Source organism: Sphaerisporangium viridialbum (assembly GCF_049674955.1).
Classification (GTDB): domain Bacteria; phylum Actinomycetota; class Actinomycetes; order Streptosporangiales; family Streptosporangiaceae; genus Sphaerisporangium; species Sphaerisporangium viridialbum.
Window position 1 is genome coordinate 1,851,432 of record NZ_CP187232.1, and the last position, 19,741, is coordinate 1,871,172.

The following is a 19,741-nucleotide window of genomic DNA, read 5'->3' on the forward strand; positions in this document are numbered from 1 at the left end:
GACTGGCATCTTTCATAAAGCGGTCCTTTGCTTCTAGTATTGCTATGTGAAAACGCATTGCCGATGATGCGTCTCGAGATCCACCGTACTTACCGTTGGCGTCACTATCGTCATGCGACATGCGGAAGATTTAAATCCGGGCCCATCTGCGGATAAAAAGGAAATGTCACCCGCCGTCGGGTGACATTAGCGTTATTCCGGTGAAGCGTTTTTCGTCCGGCTCTGGTAATGAAACGAGGGCGTGCCGGGTGTCGGCACGCCCTCGTCGGCGTCGGCGGGTCCGCTGGACCCTGACGCTCTACGAGCAGATGATGTTGGACGGTCCGGGGGTCGAGGGCCCGTTGGCGTTGAAGCCCACGACGACCGACTGCCCGGGCGCGAGGTTCGCCGCGTAGGTCGGGGCCTTCGCGGTGAAGGTGGTCCCGCTCTGCGTGACCGTGGCGTTCCATCCGCTGCTGAGGGTCACCCCGGACGGCATCGTCCACCTCACCGACCAGTTGTTCCAGCTCGCCGTGCCGTTGTTCTTCACGGTGAGCCCGGCCTGGAACCCGCCCGACCAGGAGTTCGTCACCGCGTACGTCGTCCCGCAGGTGGTGGTCGGGGGCGGGGTGGGCGTCGGCGTGGGCGTCGGCGTGGGCGTGGGCGAGGGGGTGCCGCCCCCGCCTCCGCCGCCGCCCGTGGGCGGGATGAGGTACGGCTGCAGGATGCTCTGCTTGGCCTGGTCGACAGTCGCCCAGTCGTCCTTCAGGATGCCGCCGGTGTCACCAGAGTTGGGGTTCCAGGACCAGTAGGTGAAGGACATGCCGTTCACGCCGGTTCCGGTGTACTTCATCAGCTCCTGGAGCCAGATCTTGTCGGTGTTGCTGGCCAGCGTGGTGCCGAACTCGCCCATCATGATGGGCGCGATGTTCTGCTTGTACAGGTAGCCCCAGAACCGGTCCCAGATGGCGGGCATGTTCGCCGGGTACGCCGGGTCGTCGAACCACGTCTGGTGGAAGACCGAGGTGGCGTACTCGTGGGGGGAGTAGACGAGCCGGTTGGCCACGTTCAGCCGCACCGGGAATTCCCCGGCCTTGGAGAGGTTGCCGCCCCACCAGCCGCAGGGCTCGTCGGGGATGTTGTCCCAGACGTTGGCGTTGCCGCCGCTCGGGCAGCTCACGCCCTCCACGAAGATGAGCCAGTTGGGCTGCACCGACAGGATCGCGTTCCCCGCGCGCTCGGCGGCGAGCCGCCAGTCGCGGGCGGTGTCGCCACAGCCCCAGCAGGAGCCGGTGCTCTGCGGCTCGGTGCCGTCGGCGTGCGGCTCGTTGTGCAGGTCGGCGCCGATGACGGTGGTGTTGCCCGCGTAGTGCTGCGCGAGCGACTTCCAGTCGTTGATCCAGGTGCTCTCGGGGACCCCCGAGGTGTACCAGAGCGCGGTCTGCCCCGCCGAGGTGGGCCGGTGCCGGTCGAGGATGATGCGCATCCCCTTGGTCCCGGAGTACTCCACGACCTTGTCCAGGATCTGCATGGGCGACAGCCCGACGAGATCGGGGTTGCTGTAGGTGTTCACGCTGGTCGCGACCGCGCCGGGCTTGATGGCGTCGTCGGAGAACGGCACCCGGATCGTGTTGTAGCCGAGGCTCGCCATGAGGTCTAGCTGGCTCTTCCAGGGATTGTTCGCCCACAGGCCGTGGAAGGTCTTGTTGTCGGTCTCCATGCCGAACCAGTTGATGCCGGTCAGCCGGACGGTGGCGCCGGTACTGTCGACGATCTTGTTGCCGCTGGTGTGCAGGTAGCCCGTGCCGGTGCCGCCCGCCGCCTGGGCGGGGGCCGAGCCGAGCGTGACCGCCAGCGCGGTGGTGGCGGCGGTGGTGGCGACCACGGTGAGCGCGGCCTGCCACCTCCTGCCGCTCCATGCAGATTTCATCGGGTGCCCTTCATCAATGAGGCGAGGCGCGACGGCACCGCCGGGAGGCGTGGTGGTCGCGACCGGGTACGGCCGGGGCCGCCGGCGGTGGCCGGGTATGGCCGGGCCGCGCTCGTCATGCTTCGGCGCGCTTTTCCGGCACGTCAACCGCGACCGGAGCCGTTCCTCCGATGACCTGCGCGGACGTATGTAACTTTCATGCCGGCGACCGGTGCCGGGGCGGGCACTGGAGGGCCCAGAGGCTGGGAGCGCTCCCACCAACGGGGTGCCGCCTGCCGGATGGGCAAGATCGTAGTCAGGAAGCCGTAGTCAAGAACATTCAGAAGGTCGCGGGACCCCTATTCATGAAAAGGGGTCCCGCGACCTCAAGTGGAATGCGGCGGAAAAGTATTCGAATGAAGCGTCGATTTATCAGGCCGCCTTCTGGAGCGCCGCGCCGATCAGGGTGAGCCCCCGATCCAGCTCGGCGTGGACCCCGGGTGTCAGGCCTCCCTCCCGCGCCCGGTCGTCCAGCTTCCTGCGCACGCCCTTCAGCCCTTCTCCGGGGTCGCCGAGCGACTGCAGGAGGTTGTGCACCACCTGCCGCAGGTCGAGCGCGACGTCGGCGCGGATCTCTCCGGTCGTCTCGCCCGCCGCGAGGGCCGCGTCGAACCGCCCCACGGCCTGGGTGAGCGTCGGAAGGGCGCGCGTGCCGGCCGGGGCCGCCGTACGCTCCGGCTCGGCGGCGGGCGGGTCCGGCGAGCGCGGTGACCGCGAGGGTCCTGGCGACCTCGGCGGGGAGGACGCCTCCGGCTGGGACGCGGCGGTGGCGGGGGACCGGTCCGGCGCCTCGGATCCGCTCCCTTCCGAGATCGGCTCGGCGAGCGCGCCCGAGTGCCGGTCGGAGCTCTCCGGCGCCGGGGTGCCGCTCGGCCCCGCCTCGGTGGACCGGCTGCTGACCGCCGCCGCGACCGGCCCCGGCAGGTCAGGTTGTATCCACAGCAGGGCGGCGGTCCAGGTGGCCAGCGCGGCGACCGCCACGGAGGCCATCCGCGCCCGCCGCATCCACACGGCCGTCTCGCGGACGGCGGCGACCGAAGCGCTGAGCGACGCGGTGAGCGTCTCGGCCACGTGCTGCGCGCTCGGCCGGTCGCCAGGCTCCTGGGACAGGCAGCTCCTGCACAGCTCGGCCACCTCGGGCGGCAGGCCGGGCACCCCGCTCGGCGCCGGCGGCGGGCCGGTGCGGCGGGCCGCCTCCAGCCCCTCCCAGGTGGTCTCAGGGTAGGGGTGGGCGGCGGTGAGCATCTCGAACAGCAGCACGCCGAGCGCGTACACGTCGACGGCGGGATGCACGCTGGCGCAGGTCAGGCGCTCGGGCGCCACGTACGGCGGGGTGCCGAAGTCGGCCAGCCGCTTGTCGACCTGCTCGCCCACGAACGCCGCTATCCCGAAGTCGAGCAGCTTGGCGCCCTCGGGCGTGAGCAGCACGTTCTCGGCCGTGACGTCGCGGTGGACGATGCCGCGCTGGTGGGCGGCCGCGAGCACCAGGGCCACCCGGGCCCCGATGACCGCGGCCTCCCGCCAGGGCAGGGGCCCCTCGGTGATCCTCTCGGAGAGCGGGCGGCCGTCCAGCAGGCGCATCACGACGTACGCGGCGAGCCTGCCCCGGGCGGTGACCGTCTCGCCGTAGTCGTAGACCTCGATCGCGTCCGGATGGATCAGGCGGGCGGTCGCCCGCGCCTCCCTCCGGATGAGGTCGCGGCCACCGTGGTCGCCGCCGACGCTGCCGTCCAGCACCTTGATCGCGACCGTACGGTGAAGCGACTGGTCGAACGCCCGCCAGATGGCGGACATCCCTCCCGACGCGATCTGCTCGACGAGCCGGTATCTGCGCGTGAGCACATCACCTTCCCGCATGCCTCCCGAATCAAGTTGATTCACGGACCACCAGCTCCGTGGGCAGAATCGGGTTGCCGTGCGGCACCTCGTCCTCCGAGGTGATCGACATGAGCAGCATCCTGGCCGCCAGCACCGCGAGCTCCTCGACGGGCTGGCGGACGGTGGTCAGCGTGGGCGAGGTGTGCCTGGCGAGCGGGGCGTCGTCGAACCCGACCACGGCCACGTCGTCGGGCACCCGGCGTCCCGCGCGCCGCAGGGCCTGCATCGCCCCCGCCGCCATGGGGTCGGAGGCGGCGAAGACCGCGTCGAGGTGCGGCGAGCGCTGCAGAAGCCACTGCATGGCGTGCGCGCCCGACGCGTGGGTGAAGTCGCCGTACGCCACAGGGACGTCGGTCATCCCGGCCGCGTTGAGCGTCTTGAGGAACCCGTCGAGGCGATCTCGGGCACCGGGCAGCGTCGGCGGCCCCGCGATCACCGTGATCGCCCGCCGGTTCGTCAGCAGGAGGTGCTCCGCCGCCTGGCGGGCTCCGTCGAAGTTGTCCATGTCGACGAAGGGCAGGTCGATGCCGTCCGGCGGGCGGCCCGCGCTCCGTACGGCGATGCCCGAGGCGGCCAGGGTGACCGCGAGGGGATGTCGCTCCCTGGCGCCCGCGAGCAGGACGCCGTCGAAGGATCCCGTCACCAGCGGTGGCGCGGCGATCGTCGACGTCGCCGGTGTGGCGGTCATGACGACGAAGGGCACGCCGTAGCTGGTGAAGACCTCGTCCGCGGCGGACAGCAGTCGTGCGTAGAACGGTTCGGAGAACATGCGCTGGGTGTGCTCGCAGATCACCGCCGCGACAAGCTGGTCGGACCGCCGGGCCGAAGTCCCGCGGGGCGCGCGGTGCCGCACGTAACCCAGACGTGACATGGCGTCATGGACCTGGCGGCGGGTGGAGGTGCTCACACGGACGGATCCGGTGAGAACGCGTGAGGCCGTGGCGGGGGAGACCCCTGCTTCGGCTGCTACCTGGGCAAGCGTGGGCTGGTCAGCCATCCGGCTTCCTCCGCTTTCAAGGTATATCGCGAAGGCGTGGGAGCGCTCCCATTACAATAACAGTATTTCTTGCGTGTCAACAGATGTTTCCGATAAATGTTCCACGCCGATCTGGAGGCGATGTTACGGACATATTCCAGTCGAAGAAAGGTCCCAGTCAGAGTTTCCTGGTGAAGTCGGGGGGCCGGGGCCCGCGAGCCGGGGCGGCGGGCGGAAGCGGCGGACCCCGGTCTGCCTGCTCAGCTCCGCCGGGCGGGGCGAGATGACCGGCGGTCGCCGGCCGCTCGTGTTACCGGGATGTTACCGAGGCCTCCCGTGCGGCCGGTCGATCCGGTCGGCAGCGGCCTGGGCGGTATGCCCGTCCTGGACGTCCTTCGTGGCGTCTGCCGGATTGCAGCCCGTTCGGCCGGTTAGTGCGCCGGCTTGTTCATGCCGTACGCGTCGGCGATCAGCTCGTACGAGCGGAGCCGCGCCTCGCCCCCGTGGACCCCGGTGGTGATCATGAGCTCATCCGCGCCGGTACGCTCGCGCAGCGCCTCGAGGCCGGCGCGCACGGTGGCCGGGTCGCCGTAGACGAGGTTCGAGAGCCAGTCGCTGACGAACTGCTGCTCGACCGGGCTGTAGGGATACGCCTCGGCCTCCTCCGGTGTGGGCAGCGGGGCGGGCTGCCCGCGCCGCAGCCGCAGCATGCCGAGCGCGCCCGTGCGCGCCCTGCGCAGCGCCTCCTCGGCCGTGTCCGCCGCCACCGCGCCGACGCCGATCATCGCGTACGGCCGGTTGAGCACGCCGGACGGGGTGAACGCCGAGCGGTAGATCTCCAGGGCGGGCAGCGTGTTGGCCGCGCTGAAGTGGTGAGCGAAGGCGAACGGCAGTCCGAGCAGCCCCGCGAGCTGGGCGCTGAAGCCGCTTGAGCCGAGCAGCCAGATCGGAGGGCGTCCGGAGCCGGGGGCGCTCGCCTCGCCGGGGACGGCCCTGATGTGCTCGTACTGGTGCCCGGCCGGGTAGCTGTCGTCCAGGAAGGCGATGAGCTCGGCGAGCTGCTGGGGGAAGTCGTCGGCGTCCGGGGTGGCCGTACGGCGCAGCGCCCGGGCGGTCGCCTGGTCGGTGCCGGGCGCGCGCCCGAGCCCGAGGTCGACACGTCCTGGATGCAGCGCGTGCAGGGTGCCGAACTGCTCGGCGATGATGAGCGGGGCGTGGTTGGGCAGCATGACGCCGCCCGAGCCCAGCCGGATCTCGCGGGTGCTCGCGCCGAGGTGGGCGAGGAGCACGGCGGGGGAGGAGCTGGCGACGCTCGGCATCCCGTGGTGCTCGGCCACCCAGAACCGGTGGTATCCCCAGTCCTCGGCCCGCTGCGCGAGCTCGGTGGTCGTCCGCAGGGCGTCGGCTGGGGTGTCGCCGTGGCCGACGGTGGCCAGGTCGAGGATGGAGAGCGGGACACTCGACTCGCCACGGGCGACACCACGGATCAGATCACTCACAGCCCGAACAACCCACCCTCAACAGCCGCTATTCCTGCCTCTCCCCATCGGGTACGGCCATCGGCCGTACCCGGGAAGGCGCTAGGAGATCGTGACGCGGAGGATCTGGTCCGAGCCGGGGCCGGCGCCGCCGTTGTTGTCGGCGTTCGTGGTCGACAGCCAGAGCTGGTCGCCGCCCGGCACCTTGGTGACGGTCCGCAGGCGCCCGTAAGTGCCGACGTAGTAGGCGGTGGGGGTGCCGACGGCCTCGGTGTCGCCGTTGATCGGGATCCTCCAGAGGCGCTCGCCTCGCAGGGCCGCCATGTAGACCACGTTGCGGACGATCGCGATGCCGCTCGGAGAGGCGGTGGACACCGGCCACGTCGCCTTGGGGTTGGTCATCCCCGAGACGCCGCAGGTGCCCTCGCAGGTGGGCCAGCCGTAGTTGGCACCGGGTTTGATCAGGTTGAGCTCGTCGACGTAGTTGTCGCCGAACTCCGCCTCCCAGAGCCGGCCGTTGCGGTCGAAGGCCAGGCCCTGCGGGTTGCGGTGCCCGTAGGAGTAGACCAGCGTGCCGAAGGGGTTGCCGGGGGCGGGCGCTCCGGTGGTGGTCATCCTGAGGATCTTGCCGTTGAGCGAGTTCCTGTCCTGGGCCAGGCTGGAGGTCTGCGCGTCGCCGGTGGAGGCGTAGAGGTAGCCGTCGGGGCCGAAGGCCAGGCGGCCGCCGTTGTGGTAGCGGTTCTTCTTGATCCCCTGCACCAGGATCGTGTAGCCGGTCAGGGTCGTGCCGTTGTAGGTCATCCGGACGACGCGGTTGCCCTCAGAGGCCGTGTGCATGAAGTAGACGTAGTGGTTGCTCGCCCAGGCCGGGTCGACCGCCACTCCGAGCAGGCCGCCCTCGCCATCGGTGGTGACCGTGTTCGGCACCGTGCCGACCTGCGTGCGCGCCCCGGCGGGCGTGACCTTGAAGACCTTGAACGTGTCCCGCTCGGTCACCAGGGCCGTCCGCCCGTCCGGCATCCAGTAGGTGCCCCAGGGGATCGACCAGCCGGTGGAGATGGTGGTGATCCCGGAGGGGGTGCCCCCGTCGCCCGCGCACGACGTCGTGGTGAACGTCACCGGGTTGCTGGGCGCCGAGACGTTCTGCGCGGCGTCCTTGGCGACCACGGTCAGCTTGTACGGACTGCTGCACGCCAGGCCGGTGACGGTGACGGAGGTGGCCGGCGGGGTGCCGGTCACGGTGGCGTAGACGTTGGAACCGCTCCTGACCTCGTACGCGGTGACGCCGGTGTTGCCGGTGGAGGCAGTCCAGGACAGGCGCGCGCTGGTGGAGGCCACGCTGGAGGAGCCGAGCCGAGAGGGTGCCGTCGGAGCCCGGGTGTCCGAGCTGGACCGCGTGGTGCAGACGGCCTGGGCGCTGCTCGGCGACACGTTGCCGGCCGCGTCACGGGCGAACACCGACAGGCGGTACCGGGTGGCGGGGGACAGCCCGGTCAGCGCCTTGGAGGTGGCGTTTCCCGGGGCCTCGCCCAGCTTGTTGCCGTCGTTGTAGATGTCGTACGCGGCGACGCCCACGTCGTCGGTCGAGGCGCCCCACGACAGCGTCAGGCCAGTGGGGGTGATGGCCGAGCACGACGGCCGGCCCGGCGTGGTCGGCGTCTGAGGCGGCGCGGCGGCCGTTACCAGCAGCCCGGCGAGTACGGCGGCGACGCGGCCGAAGCCGCGTAACCGTCGGTTCCGTGTGCGCATGAGTCCTCCTAGATCACCGAAAGGCTGGATCTATCGGGCCTGCCAACCCGCAGGTCACATCGCGGGTCTCGCCGATGCGGCGACGCGGCAGGGGCGGAACGCACCCATGGTCACCCAGAAGAGGTGGATTCGTAAAGGTTCTTGCCGAAAAGACACCGGGGCTATGCCGGAGCTATAGCAGACCGGTGGCAGCGGCTCGCCGGGACGTCCAGGAGGCACCGCGGGGGCGGTCACCAGGGGTGTGCCCCCGCGAAGTGCCGGTGGCCCCGGGTCAGGCGGGCGGCCGGTCGCCGGCCGGAACCGCGGTGAGCTCGACGGTGCAGAAGGCGCAGCGGCGGGCGTCGATCGGGATGTCGCTCAGGCACTCGGGGCACTGCTTCTCGGTCGCCTGCTTGTCGCGGTCGAAGAAGCCGATCAGCCGCGTCATCGGCATGACCACCAGCCAGTAGATCACCGCGGCGATGATGAGGAAGGTCAGCAGGTGATTGATGAAGTCGCCGTACTTGAACTCAGAACCGTTGAGCTTGAAGGAGTACTGCGAGAAGTCGGGCTGCCTGCCGCCGGTGATCGCGCCGATCAGTGGTGTCACCAGGTCGGCCACCAGCGCCTGGACCAGCCCGCTGAAGGTGGCGCCGACGACGACCGCGACGGCGAGCTCCACCAGATTGCCGCGCATCAAGAACTTCTTGAATCCGCCCATCTGCGTATCCTCCGGGGGAATGTTGCAAGGGGAAAGGTCTCCGGCTACCCATACGTTCCTCCGCAAACCCGGCCGAGGTAGAAGAGGCGCGGGCGCTCGCGGCATGCTCAGCGGCTGTCGGTCACAAGCCGGTCGAGGTCGAACCGCCCCTCTTTGGCGGCCTCGATGAAGGACTCCCACTCGGTGCCGGAGTAGACGAGGATCGGGCTTCCGTCATCCTTGCCGTCACGCACGCCGATCCACCCGTCGTCGTACGCCACCTCGACACAACTGCCGTTGTTGCAAGCCGCGTACCACGTCACCCCATGGAACGCAGGTTCGCCTGACATGCGCCTCCCTCTCCATGAAACCTTCGCCGTATTTCCGCTCAGGGCATTGCGCTCGGCGAAATTATAGTTGATCGCCGCTCGGAAAAACGGTGCCGTCACGCTGGTGTTCCAGGCGTCCGAGCGAGTGATGTGACCATTGGGGTCAATAACCATCCCAGATGCGACGGCCATCTCCCCTGATCCGCTCCCCGCGGCGGGGCCGGGCATGGCGAACGGGCTTCGCGGGCGGCCGGGGGGTACGAATGGCGAGAATGCCGGAAATAACTTGAAGAATCGCGTTAAGCCAGGTCATGATGGGCCGGTGGGCGCGGCGGCGGACTTCGAAAACGGCGCCGGTAGAGCTGTCCGGCGCCGCCTGCTCGCCCGCGTTTCATCTGGATTCCACTGTCACGCATCATATTGGGAGCGGTGCTCCCGCGGGCCTGCCCGACGCTCGTAACGTCCGGGCCTTTCCGCGACCGTCGGCCTTTAGGTGAAGGATCTGGTTGCTTTCTCAGCGGCCGGAGCGCCGATGCCGGCGTCCTCGGTCGCACTGTCTCTCACCGGATCCGCCGGGGCCCGAAAGCGGGCCGCGAAGCGGGGGTCTCCGGATCAGATATCGAATTCGCCGGCCTTGACGCCGCGCACGAAGGTGCGGAACTCGTCGAGGGTGAATTCGAGGACGGGGCTGTTGCCGTCCTTGTTGTCGCGGATCCCGACGCCGCCGTGCGGAAGCTCGGCGACCTCCACGCAGGTTCCGTTGTTACATCCGCTTGCGGTCCGCCACTGCGGGCCGGAATACCCGAAAGGGTGATGCGACGTCATCGTCTCTCCTGAGGTCACTGAGGATCCCTCGCCGTGCGTCCATCCGGACGATGGCGTCCCCCGGACGGGCGCGACCGACTTGATCGGGCCGGATAAATAGGCATGAGCCCCCGCTGAGACCTGGCCGTGGAAGGGCAGGCTCTCTGCTTGCGGGGGCTCCTGGTGATCATTTATCGCAGCTACTGGGGACATGTCAACACGATCAAGGGGTTGAGCTGGTCGAAGTTGGAGAGATCTGTATTTACTCGGGAGCTTCCTCCCGTAGTTCCCATAGCTACATGTCCGATATGGGCGAATAGTCCGAAGTGTCGTTGCGGTACCCGTTCGAACATGATGCGTGGTTTGGCCTGTATGGGGTATAGCGCGGCAAAAGGGGGAGAGGCTCCCACCGTGCGCCGGGCCCCACCCGCTACGGCGCGTACCGCGTGCGCATGTCGGCGATCAGGGAAACCGAGTCGCGCGGATTCAGCGCCGCGGCCCGCAGGTGGGTGATGACCTCGCGGAAGCGCTCCAGCTCGCGCGGCTTCTCGAGATAGAAATCGCCCATCAAAGACTCGACATAAACGGTGTCCGGAACCATGTTGTCGGGGAATTCCAGAAGGATGAACATGCTGTCGAAGCCGATGTGCGCCCCGACCGTGAAGGGAATCACCTGGATGATCACATGGGGAAGGCCGGAGAGCTCGATGACGCGTTCAAGCTGGGCGTGCATAACGGAGTGACCGCCGACGTGACGGTGGAGGACCGATTCGTCGAGAAGCACCCAGCAATTGGGCGGGTCGTCCTCGGTGTGGAGCCGCTGCCGCTTCAGGCGGGCGTCGACGCGCTCCTCGAGAACCTCCTGCTTGATCCGCGGAAGGCATCCGCGGATCACTTCCCGCGCGTAGTCCTCCGTCTGCAGGAGGCTCGGAACGGTGGTCGTCTCGTACATCGTGATGGAGGACGCCTCGCTTTCGAGGCCGATATACGGATCGAGGTCCAGGTCTTCGTATTCCTGCCACCAGCCGGCCTGGCGCGCTTCCCTGGCCATGGAGATGAGGGCGTCGGCCTCCGCCTGGTCGATCCCGTAGATCTGGCACAGGTCGCGCACGTCCCGGGGAATGACGCTCCGCTGGGCGGTCTCTATGCGGCTGATCTTGGCCGTCGAGCATTCGAGCCTCTGGGCGGCTTCTTCGAGGCTCAGCCCCGCGCCCTTTCTCAGTTCGCGGAGGCGGGTGGCGAGCTGACGGCGCCGTAGGGTCGGATTCGCCCCGGCCATCGACGCTCACCTCTTCCTGATGCGGCCATCGCCGCGTGCCCCCAAGTTTGCCCAGGCAGCTCCGTTGCTAACAGCTAACACTATTCGCCCGGGGTGGACGCCGAAGGTATACGCCGACGACACTTTCCTGTGGCAATTGCCATTGGCGGTTGCACTTGGCATGAACCAGGGTAAAGAGAAGGGTAGCCCCTAACGCAGCTGATACCACCCCTGTGAAGTCGCGCCATGGCGGGGTGGCGCCCCTGCGGGACGGGGACGGCCGTGCGACGAGCCGGACGGCCGGTTCGGAGCCGACTCAAGGCTGGATCGGTGGTGGGGCATCGGTCCGGTCCGGAACACCCGCGTCACCCGGACGAGAGGACGATCCTCTATGAATGTCAGCCCCACCGGGATCGCAGTCAACCTATGGACCCTCATACGCGAGCAGGCGATGGCCCGCCACTGGGAGCTCAGCGACGCTTTTTTCGCTGAGATCGACGGGTTCGCGTGGGTGCAGGGCTGGGCGATCAGCCGGTACCGGACCAGGCACACCTACCGCGATCCCCGGTTCGACCGGGTGGTCGTGTGCTGCACATGCGGGGGAGACGGCAGGGGGGAAGGCGGCCGCACGTGCCGCACCTGCAAGGGCGACGGCCTGCTCAACTTCTTCGAGCCTCCGGCCGCCAGGAAGAGCGCCTGAGCCGTCCCGGTCGGCTGGAAAGCATTCGAGCCGTCCCACTCGCCAGGAAAGCATTCGAGCCGTCCCGCTCGCCAGGAAGAGCGACTGAGCCGTTCCGCCCGATCGGCGGCGCCCCCGCCGCCATGCGCGTGACGAGAACCTTGACGATCGGCCGTGACGGCCTTACGGTCCTCCGCAGAGGCAGGTAAGGAAACCTTACTAACAAACGCCTCTAAGGCTCGGTGCGACCGTTCCGACCACATGAGCCCGCGCTGCCGGACCGCCTTGGCGGGCGCGCCACGACGCGTCCTGACAAGACGGCCCTGACAGTGCCGACCCGGTACGGCAGGGCCGCATCGGGGGCCTTCCGCTGCTCTGAACTGCGCGGACAAGTCTCGCCGAATACGCTCCCGCAGGTGCTTGACGGCGCCCAGTTGACGGTGTTCCTATGGTCAAGAATTGTTAAGAAGCTTTCTTAACTCTCCTGGCCCCATCGCCCGAACACCCCCTAGGGAGAGGACAGCCAAGGTGCATCGCCTTCCACGCACCGTCTCCACCATCCTCGTCACGCTCACCCTCGCGCTGGCCGCCACGGCCCAGGTCGGCGCCTCGGCCGCCTCCACGCGGTACGAGGCGGAGGCCGCCACGATCTCGCAGGGCTCGGTGGCGGCCGACCACTCCGGTTACTCCGGCTCGGGTTTCGTCGACTACACCAATGTCTCCGGTAGCTATGTGCAGTGGTCGGTCAACGCGCCCACTGCCGGCAGCGCCGGCCTGGTGGTGCGCTACGCCAACGGGACCGCCGTCAACCGCCCGATGGACATCAGCGTGAACGGCACGGTCGTCGCCGCCGCCAAGGCGTTCGCCGGGACGGGTTCCTGGGACACCTGGGCCGACGGCACGGTGACCGCGACGCTGAACGCGGGCGTCAACACGATCCGGGCGACGGCCACGACCGCCAACGGCGGCCCCAACGTCGACTACCTGACCGTCACGACGCAGGCGGACGGTGGCGGCCCCGCCGTGCCGTTCGGAAGCCACCTGGTCCCGTACGCCTCGGGAACCCTCAGGCCGTCCGGCTCGCAGGCGACGCTGGACCAGGCCGTCATCACCTACTACAACAAGTGGAAGGCGGCCTTCCTGAAGCAGAACTGCGGGAACGGCTGGTACGAGGTCATCTCGCCGGACGCCGACCACCCGTACGTCGCCGAGGGCCAGGGCTACGGCATGGTGGTCCTCGCGACGATGGCCGGGGCGGACCCGAACGCCAAGACCGCGTTCGACGGCATGGTGAAGTACATGCTCGCGCACCCCTCGGTGAACAACGCGAACCTGCTGGCGGCCGAGCAGGACACCTCCTGCAAGAGCGTGAACGGCTCGGACTCGGCGACCGACGGCGACCTCGACGTGGCCTACGGCCTCCTGCTCGCCGACCGGCAGTGGGGGAGCGCGGGCACCTACAACTACAAGGACCTCGCGACCAGGCACATCAACGCCATCAAGGCGAGCGAGGTGAACCCGGCCACCCACCTGATGCGGCTCGGCGACTGGAGCACCTCCGGGGACTCCACCTACTACATCACCCGGTCGTCCGACTGGCTGATCGACCACTTCAGGGCGTTCAGGAAGGCGACGGGCGACACCGCCTGGGACACCATCAGGACCGCCCACCAGAACCTGATCACCTCCCAGCAGGCCACCTACGCCTCCTCGACCGGCCTGCTCGCGGACTTCGTCGTGAACACCAACTCCACGCCGAAGCCCGCCCCCGGGCAGGTGCTGGAGGACCCCAACGACGGGAAGTACTGGTGGAACGCCTGCCGTGACCCGTGGCGGATCGGCGCCGACGCCGTGACCAGCGGCGACAGCGCCTCGCTCGCCTCGGCGCGCAAGCTGAACACCTGGATCAAGGGCAAGACGGGCGGCGACCCCGCCAAGATCGCGGTCGGCTACTCGCTCGCGGGGTCGCAGATCGAGAGCGGCAGCGAGCCGGCGTTCTTCGCGCCGTTCACGGTCGCGGCGATGACCGACCCCGGCAGCCAGGCATGGCTCGACGCCCTGTGGACCAAGATGCTCAACACCTCGTTCACGTCGAGCGACTACTACTCGACCAGCATCCAGCTCCAGGTGATGATCATCGCGAGCGGCAACTACTGGGTGCCCTGACCCCCGCGCCGCCCGGCCCCCCCCGGCCGGGCGGCGTGCCCCGGCGTGCCCTGGCGTGCCCCGGCGTGAAGCGCTAGCCGTTCGGCGTGCGCGTCCGGTGGCCGCCGTCCTGCTTGGCCCGCAGAAGCTCGGTGAACAGGCTCTCCCAGGTCGGCATGACCTCGTCCGGCGAGTACCGCCGCACCGTCCTCCTGGCCTCGGCGCCGAGGCGCCTCCGGAGTTCGGCGTCCTCCACCAGCCGGTTCATGGCCTCGGCCAGCCCCCCGGTATCCTCGGGAGCGACGAGCAACCCGTCGGACCCGTGCGTGATGACGTCCCCCGGCCCCGTGGGGCAGTCGAAGCTCACGATCGCCAGCGCGTGGGTCATGGCCTCGATCATCACCATGGGCAGCCCCTCGAACCTGGAGCTGAGCACGAAGATCGAAGCCTTCGCCAGCTCCTGGTCGAGGTGGTCGCTGCGTCCCATCAGGAAGACGTTGTCCCCGAGCTGCCGCTGGTCGATCAGCTCCTGCAGCTGCGCCTTCTTCGGGCCGGTGCCGTAGATGCGCAGCCGCCAGTCGGGATGCGCGCGCGCCACCCACTCGAAGGCGGGGATGAGGAGGTCGAACCCCTTCTGCGCGTACAGGCGACCGGCCGCGACCACGATGCGCCCGCCGTCCCCGGAGGTCGCGGGGCCGAGCATGTGGACCGCGTTGGGGATGCGGTGGACCCGCGCCTCCGGCAGCACCCGCTGGTAGTCCGCCCGGTCGGTCTCGGTGAGCACGACCACGGCGTCGAGCCCGCCGTAGTGGCGCACGATCTCCTCGCGCACGTCGTCCCTGTGGGTGGCGAGGTTCATGTGCTCCTGCGCGACCCGCACCACGTGCTCTGGGGCGTGGCGCGCGGAGATGAGGTTCAGCGCCGGCCGGGTTGTCACGAGCACCCCGGAGTCGAGGGAGGAGACGTAGTCGATGACCGCCTTCTCGACGCGCTCGGTGAAGTACGACGCCGCGAACTCGCCGGCGGGGACGACCTTGCCGCGCATCCTCCGCCACGCCCGGCGCGCCACCGAGTCGCGCCGCACGCCGTCCCGCTGGTCGGCCAGCGTCACGATCTCCACGCGGGGGTCTACGGGGAACCGCGGCTTCTTCCTGCGCCGCACGACGCTGACGATCTGGACGTCGTGCCCGGCGGCGGCCATGTGGCCGGCCTGGTTGATCACGGTGCGGATCGTGCCGCCCATGCCGTACGCGTGCAGGAGCAGGTAGCGGATCCTCATGGGCCCTCCGCTTTGTCCGCGGTGTAGCCCCAGCAGGCGCAGATCGGCCGCAGCGACTCCGGTATCTCGTCCGCGCCCGGCAGCTCGCGTCCCGGCTGCACGGTCCCGGTACGGATCTTGTCCTTCCAGTCGCCGAGGCCCTTCTCCAGCAGCAGGCGGTCGCCGTAGGACAGCATCTCCCGCTCCCAGGGGACGCCCAGGAATTCGCAGACGCGCCGCGTCTCGCTCTCGGGGTCCCGGGTCAGGTCCTCGTAGCGCACGGTCAGCCCGGTGAGGGCCGTCCTGGCCTTCTGGACCGCCTTCATGTAGCGCAGGGCGTCCAGCGCCGCCGCCTCCGGCGACCTCTTCTCCCCGCCCGCCTCGTACCACGACCGCGCGATGGACACCGGGTGGCGCAGCAGGAAGACGAACCGGGCGTCCGGCCAGCAGGTGGCGATGCGCTTGTAGGCGAAGGCGTTGGCCGGCGTCTTGTCGACGATGGTCAGCTTGCCGCTCCTGGCCAGCTCGCGGTGGAGCACGCGGTCCCACAGCAGGTGCTCCAGGTCGGCCTGGTTGTGGCCGAGCGCGTCCATCGCCTTCTCGGCCAGCGACGTGCCGAAGCCGACGGTCAGCCGCCGTACATGCAGCTCATGGGGGGCGTGCAGCATCGAGTGGCTGTCGAGCAGCGCCCGGAGCAGCGTGGACCCGGAGCGCACGGGCGACAGGACGAAGACCGGCGCGACCAGCAGGCGGTCCGTCTTCGGGTCCACTGGCGGCCTGATTGTTTCAACTGTGTTAACAGGGCTGGTGGTCGCGGGAGCAACCCCCGGTCCGGACGGCCCCGCCTGGCCGACCCTGCTGAGCTGGAATCCCGTGAACCCGCCCAGGGTCTCGTTGGCTTTGCGCTTCCAATCCATGCCGGTGCACGCTACCCAGCGTTTCTGGGAATCCACTGAGCCTTCCTGCACGTCAGCTGAGTGTTACCACCATGTTTCGCCACTTGAGTGGAATTCCGGCACACTGGATGGACCGTGCCAGGTATGCCGTATGCGACCGGGTTGGCACTGGTTAATATCGGCGCAGTCCTGCTCGGGCATCCAAGGGAGCTGCGTGGAGTTTCGCCTGCTTGGTCCTGTCTGCGTGCTCGCCGACGGCGAGAGCCCCCTTGACCTCGGACCGCACCAGCAACAGGCCGTCCTGGCCATGTGCATGCTGGCCGCGCCGCGCCCGATGAGCCCCGCGAGGATCATCGAGGCGCTCTGGGAGGACGAGCCGCCCGCGGGCGCGCTCAACACCGTCCAGGCGTACGTCTCCAAGCTCCGCCGCATCCTGGAGCCCGGACGCGTCCGAGCGGTGGCCCCCAGCATCCTCGTGAGCAAGCTCGGGGGTTACGCCCTGGTCGTTCCCGACGAGAGCCTCGACCTCGCGCGGGCCAGGGCGCACGCGGCGAAGGGGGCGCGGCTGCTCGGCCGCGGCGACCTGGCCGGGGCGAGGGACGAGCTGCGCCGCGCGCTCGCCGAGTGGCGGGGAGACCCGCTCTCGGGCTTCGAGGAGGACTCCTGGGCGCGTGCGGAGATCTCCCACCTCGGCGAGCTGAGGCTGACGCTGGTGGAGGACACCGCCGAGGCGGAGCTCGGTCTCGGCGTCGGGGCCGGGATGGTGCCCGAGCTGACCCGGCTCCTCGCCGGGTTTCCCTTGCGTGAACGTCTGCGCCGCCTGCGCGCCCACGCGCTCTACCAGGCAGGACGGCAGGCCGACGCCCTGGCCACGCTCGCCGAGGGAAGGCGGCTGCTGGTCGAGGAGCTGGGCCTCGACCCCGACCCTGGCTCCCGCGAGATGGAGAGGGCGATACTCGCCCAGGATCCCTCGCTGATCCCTCGCGGCACGATCACCGCCGCACCCGCCCTGCCCGAGCCGGAGCCGTCGCCGCTGGTGGGCAGGGCGCGGGAGTCCGCCCTGCTGTCGGACGCCGTCGCCGCGGCGGACCACAGGGTCGTGCTGATCGCGGGAGAGCCGGGGATCGGCAAGACGAGCCTCGCCGAGCAGGCCGCGCGGGCCGCCCGCGCCGCCGGCCGTACGGTGGCGTTCGGCCGGTGCTGGGACGGCAGCGGCGCCCCGCCGTTCTGGCCGTGGGCGCAGGCCGTGCGCGAGCTCACCGGGCGCGAGGGCGAGCTGGCCGAGCTGGCGGGCGCGGGGGAGGGCTTCCCGCTCTACGAGGCGGTCGTCCGGCTGGTGAACGGGCACGGCCGCGTGCTCGTCGTCCTCGACGACCTCCAGTGGGCGGACGTCTCCTCGCTCGGGCTGCTGGAGTTCCTGGCGACGACCCGCGCGTGCCCGGCGCTGACCATCGTGGCGACCTACCGGGACACCGACGCCGGCCGGCCGCTGTCCCGCCCCCTCTCGGCCCTCGTACGGCTGCCGCACGTCGAGCGGATCGCCCTGCGTGGCCTGTCCGAGACCGCCATCGGCGAGTACCTCGGCCGGGCGGGCGCCGATCCGGCGCTCGCGGGCCGGATGGCGTGGCTGACGGCGGGGAACCCCTTCTTCCTGGGCGAGGTCGTGCGGCTGGGCGAGGACGTCCCCGCGCCCGAGGCCGTCTCCGACGTGGTCATGGGTCGCATCGCCGCGCTGCCGCCGCACACCGGCGACGTCCTGACCTCGGCCGCGCTCCTCGGCAGGGAGGCCCGGCTGGACGTGCTGCTCGACGTGCTGGCCGAGATCGCCGACGTGCCGCAGGACCAGGTGCTCGACATCCTCGACGCGGCGGTGCGCGCCGGGCTGCTCGCCGAGCGGGCCGAGCCGCCGATCGGCCACCGGTTCGTCCACGACATCGTCAGGGATGTGCTGCGCTCAGGGCTCGCCCCGCTGCGCAGGCGCCGCCTGCACGCGCGGGTGGCCTTCGTGCTGGAGCGCCGCGGCGACGCGCCCCTGGCAGAGATCGCCCACCACTACCGCGAGGGGCTGGTCCTCTCGGGGACGGCCGCCAAGGCGATCGACTACGCCCGCCGCGCGGCGGCCCACGCCATGGGGCAGTTCGCCTACGAGGACGCGGTGGAGCACCTCGGGCAGGCCGTCCGGCTGACCGAGCGCCCCGCGGACCGGGCTTTGCGCTGTGACCTGCTCCTCGACCTCGCGGAGGCGCAGGCGGCCGCGGGGATGAGCACGGCGGTGCGGGCCACGCTGGACGAGGCCGCCGCGCTCGCCGAGGAGATGGGCGACATCGACAGGCTCGCCCGCGCCGCTCTCGGCTTCTCCGACCTGATCTACTGGCTCATGTTCGAGGAATGGGCCGGCATGGACAGGTTCGCCGCCCGCATCGAGCGGGTCCTGCGCGACCATCCCGGCGACTCGCCCTGGGCGCCGCAACTCCTGGCGGCGCTGGCGGTGGCCGGTTACTACCGGCGGTCGATGGAGGAGAGCGGCGACCTCGCCATGGAGGCCGTACGGCGGGCCAGGCGGTCAGGGGACGACCGGTCGCTGCTCCGCGCGCTCGTCGCCCACGAGATGCTGCTGCGCGGCGACGCCGACCCCCGCGAGCGGCAGGCCCTGGTCGACGAGATCATCGAGGTCGGCGTCAGGATCGGGGACCTTCCCTACGAGTGGCTCGGGCGCGAGGCCGACTACATCATGCGCGTCTCGGCGGGCGACTTCGACCGGGCCGACGAGCTCCTGGCCTGGCTGTACGAGACCGCCCTGAGCCTTCGCCAGCCCGCGATGGTGAGCCTCGCGGCCTGGCAGACGGCCGTCACGGCCTACCTGCGCGGCCGGTTCGGCGAGGCACTCGCCCGCGCGGAGGAGTCGGGTCTCGCCCACCCCGAGGGGGCGCTCGGCCGGGGCGACCCCGACGCCCGCACTCAGCTGTTCAGGGCGCTCGTCCTGCGGTCCCGCGGTCGCGCGGCGGAGGCGCTCGCGATGGCCGACGTGATGCCCGCCGGACGTCCCGACGACCTGAGCAGGCGGCTCGTGCGCTGCCTCGCCCTGCTCGACCTGGGCGCGGCGGCCCCGGACGCGGCCGGTGAGCACCTCGACCGGCGCGGCGAGGTGCGGGCGGTCCTCGCGGAGCTGTCCGCCGACGGGTTCGAGGCGGTCGGTCACGACCTCTACTACCGGTTCATCGCCGACGCGCTGAGCGAGATCTGCCTGGCCGTGGGCGACCCGGCCGCCGCGCGTGCGCTGTACGACCGGATCACCCTCAAGAACGGCCTGTTCGGCTGGTCGCTGGCCGAGCTGTGCCTCGGCAGGCTGGCCGTGGCCCTCGGCGACGGGGCCCTCGCCGAGCGGCACCTGAGGGAAGGTCTGGACTTCGTCAGGAGCTCGGGCGCCCTGCTTTACGAGGCGCCGGTGCTGGCTCTGCTCGCCGAGGTGACCGGGGACGAGGAGATCGGCGAGGAGGCGGCGCGAGCCGCCGAGAGGCGAGTGTCCGGTGCGGGCTGACCTGGCGATGTCGAGTAGCCTGGCTCGTGTCGCACGATCACGTGGCAGTACGTGGGGAGTGGCGCCGTGACAGAAGGTCCTTGACACAGACGCGCACAATGTCCCCCTTGGACAAGTGATTGACTC

General features: G+C 69.9%; 14 protein-coding genes. 3 read left to right on the top strand and 11 right to left on the bottom strand.

What is annotated here, in order from left to right; translation table 11 throughout:
• Positions 1–298 precede the first annotated feature (298 nt).
• The 9 genes from ACOZ38_RS08305 to ACOZ38_RS08345 all read right to left on the bottom strand — a co-directional run bounded on the left by ACOZ38_RS08305 (position 299) and on the right by ACOZ38_RS08345 (position 11,120).
• A complete protein-coding gene (locus tag ACOZ38_RS08305; protein ID WP_424529518.1) occupies positions 299–1,909 on the bottom strand; it encodes a cellulase family glycosylhydrolase in 1,611 nt (536 codons plus the stop codon).
• Between the two features lie 411 nt (positions 1,910–2,320).
• On the bottom strand, positions 2,321–3,805 hold the full coding sequence (locus ACOZ38_RS08310) for a protein kinase domain-containing protein (RefSeq protein WP_424529519.1): 1,485 nt from the start codon (positions 3,803–3,805) through the stop codon (positions 2,321–2,323).
• Between the two features lie 10 nt (positions 3,806–3,815).
• Entirely contained in the window at positions 3,816–4,823 is a 1,008-nt protein-coding gene (locus ACOZ38_RS08315) for a LacI family DNA-binding transcriptional regulator (RefSeq protein WP_405145159.1), read from the bottom strand.
• A gap of 410 nt (positions 4,824–5,233) precedes the next feature.
• Positions 5,234–6,301, bottom strand: coding sequence for an LLM class flavin-dependent oxidoreductase (locus tag ACOZ38_RS08320; protein ID WP_424529520.1), 1,068 nt, complete (start codon positions 6,299–6,301; stop codon positions 5,234–5,236).
• Positions 6,302–6,382: 81 nt separating this feature from the next.
• The gene (locus ACOZ38_RS08325) at positions 6,383–8,029 is read right to left on the bottom strand and encodes a PQQ-dependent sugar dehydrogenase (RefSeq protein ID WP_424529521.1); all 1,647 of its coding nucleotides are present in this window, start codon (positions 8,027–8,029) and stop codon (positions 6,383–6,385) included.
• A 271-nt stretch (positions 8,030–8,300) separates the two neighbouring features.
• The gene (gene mscL, locus ACOZ38_RS08330) at positions 8,301–8,729 is read right to left on the bottom strand and encodes a large conductance mechanosensitive channel protein MscL (protein ID WP_424529522.1); all 429 of its coding nucleotides are present in this window, start codon (positions 8,727–8,729) and stop codon (positions 8,301–8,303) included.
• 107 nt (positions 8,730–8,836) lie between these two features.
• Positions 8,837–9,058 (bottom strand): DUF397 domain-containing protein, encoded by a 222-nt coding sequence (locus ACOZ38_RS08335; protein ID WP_405145163.1) that lies wholly within the window; start codon positions 9,056–9,058, stop codon positions 8,837–8,839.
• Between the two features lie 591 nt (positions 9,059–9,649).
• Positions 9,650–10,054: a DUF397 domain-containing protein gene (locus ACOZ38_RS08340; RefSeq protein WP_424529523.1), complete on the bottom strand. Its 405-nt coding sequence runs from the start codon at positions 10,052–10,054 to the stop codon at positions 9,650–9,652.
• A 217-nt stretch (positions 10,055–10,271) separates the two neighbouring features.
• Positions 10,272–11,120, bottom strand: coding sequence for a helix-turn-helix domain-containing protein (locus ACOZ38_RS08345; RefSeq protein ID WP_424529524.1), 849 nt, complete (start codon positions 11,118–11,120; stop codon positions 10,272–10,274).
• Positions 11,121–11,490: 370 nt separating this feature from the next.
• On the opposite strand from ACOZ38_RS08345, the gene ACOZ38_RS08350 reads away from it, so the two are divergent.
• Both ACOZ38_RS08350 and ACOZ38_RS08355 read left to right on the top strand, forming a co-directional pair.
• Positions 11,491–11,799 (top strand): hypothetical protein, encoded by a 309-nt coding sequence (locus tag ACOZ38_RS08350; protein WP_424529525.1) that lies wholly within the window; start codon positions 11,491–11,493, stop codon positions 11,797–11,799.
• Positions 11,800–12,306: 507 nt separating this feature from the next.
• A complete protein-coding gene (locus ACOZ38_RS08355) occupies positions 12,307–13,944 on the top strand; it encodes a glycosyl hydrolase family 8 (RefSeq protein WP_424529526.1) in 1,638 nt (545 codons plus the stop codon).
• Between the two features lie 73 nt (positions 13,945–14,017).
• Here the strand turns inward: ACOZ38_RS08355 and ACOZ38_RS08360 are convergent, their stop codons facing one another.
• Together ACOZ38_RS08360 and ACOZ38_RS08365 are read right to left on the bottom strand one after the other, a co-directional pair.
• The gene (locus ACOZ38_RS08360) at positions 14,018–15,202 is read right to left on the bottom strand and encodes a glycosyltransferase family 4 protein (RefSeq protein WP_424529527.1); all 1,185 of its coding nucleotides are present in this window, start codon (positions 15,200–15,202) and stop codon (positions 14,018–14,020) included.
• Positions 15,199–15,951 (bottom strand): sulfotransferase family protein, encoded by a 753-nt coding sequence (locus ACOZ38_RS08365; protein ID WP_424529528.1) that lies wholly within the window; start codon positions 15,949–15,951, stop codon positions 15,199–15,201. Before ACOZ38_RS08365 ends, ACOZ38_RS08360 begins: the two co-directional genes overlap by 4 nt.
• 340 nt (positions 15,952–16,291) lie before the next feature.
• On the opposite strand from ACOZ38_RS08365, the gene ACOZ38_RS08370 reads away from it, so the two are divergent.
• Positions 16,292–19,615, top strand: coding sequence for a BTAD domain-containing putative transcriptional regulator (locus tag ACOZ38_RS08370; protein WP_424529529.1), 3,324 nt, complete (start codon positions 16,292–16,294; stop codon positions 19,613–19,615).
• The last annotated feature ends 126 nt before the right edge of the window (positions 19,616–19,741 follow it).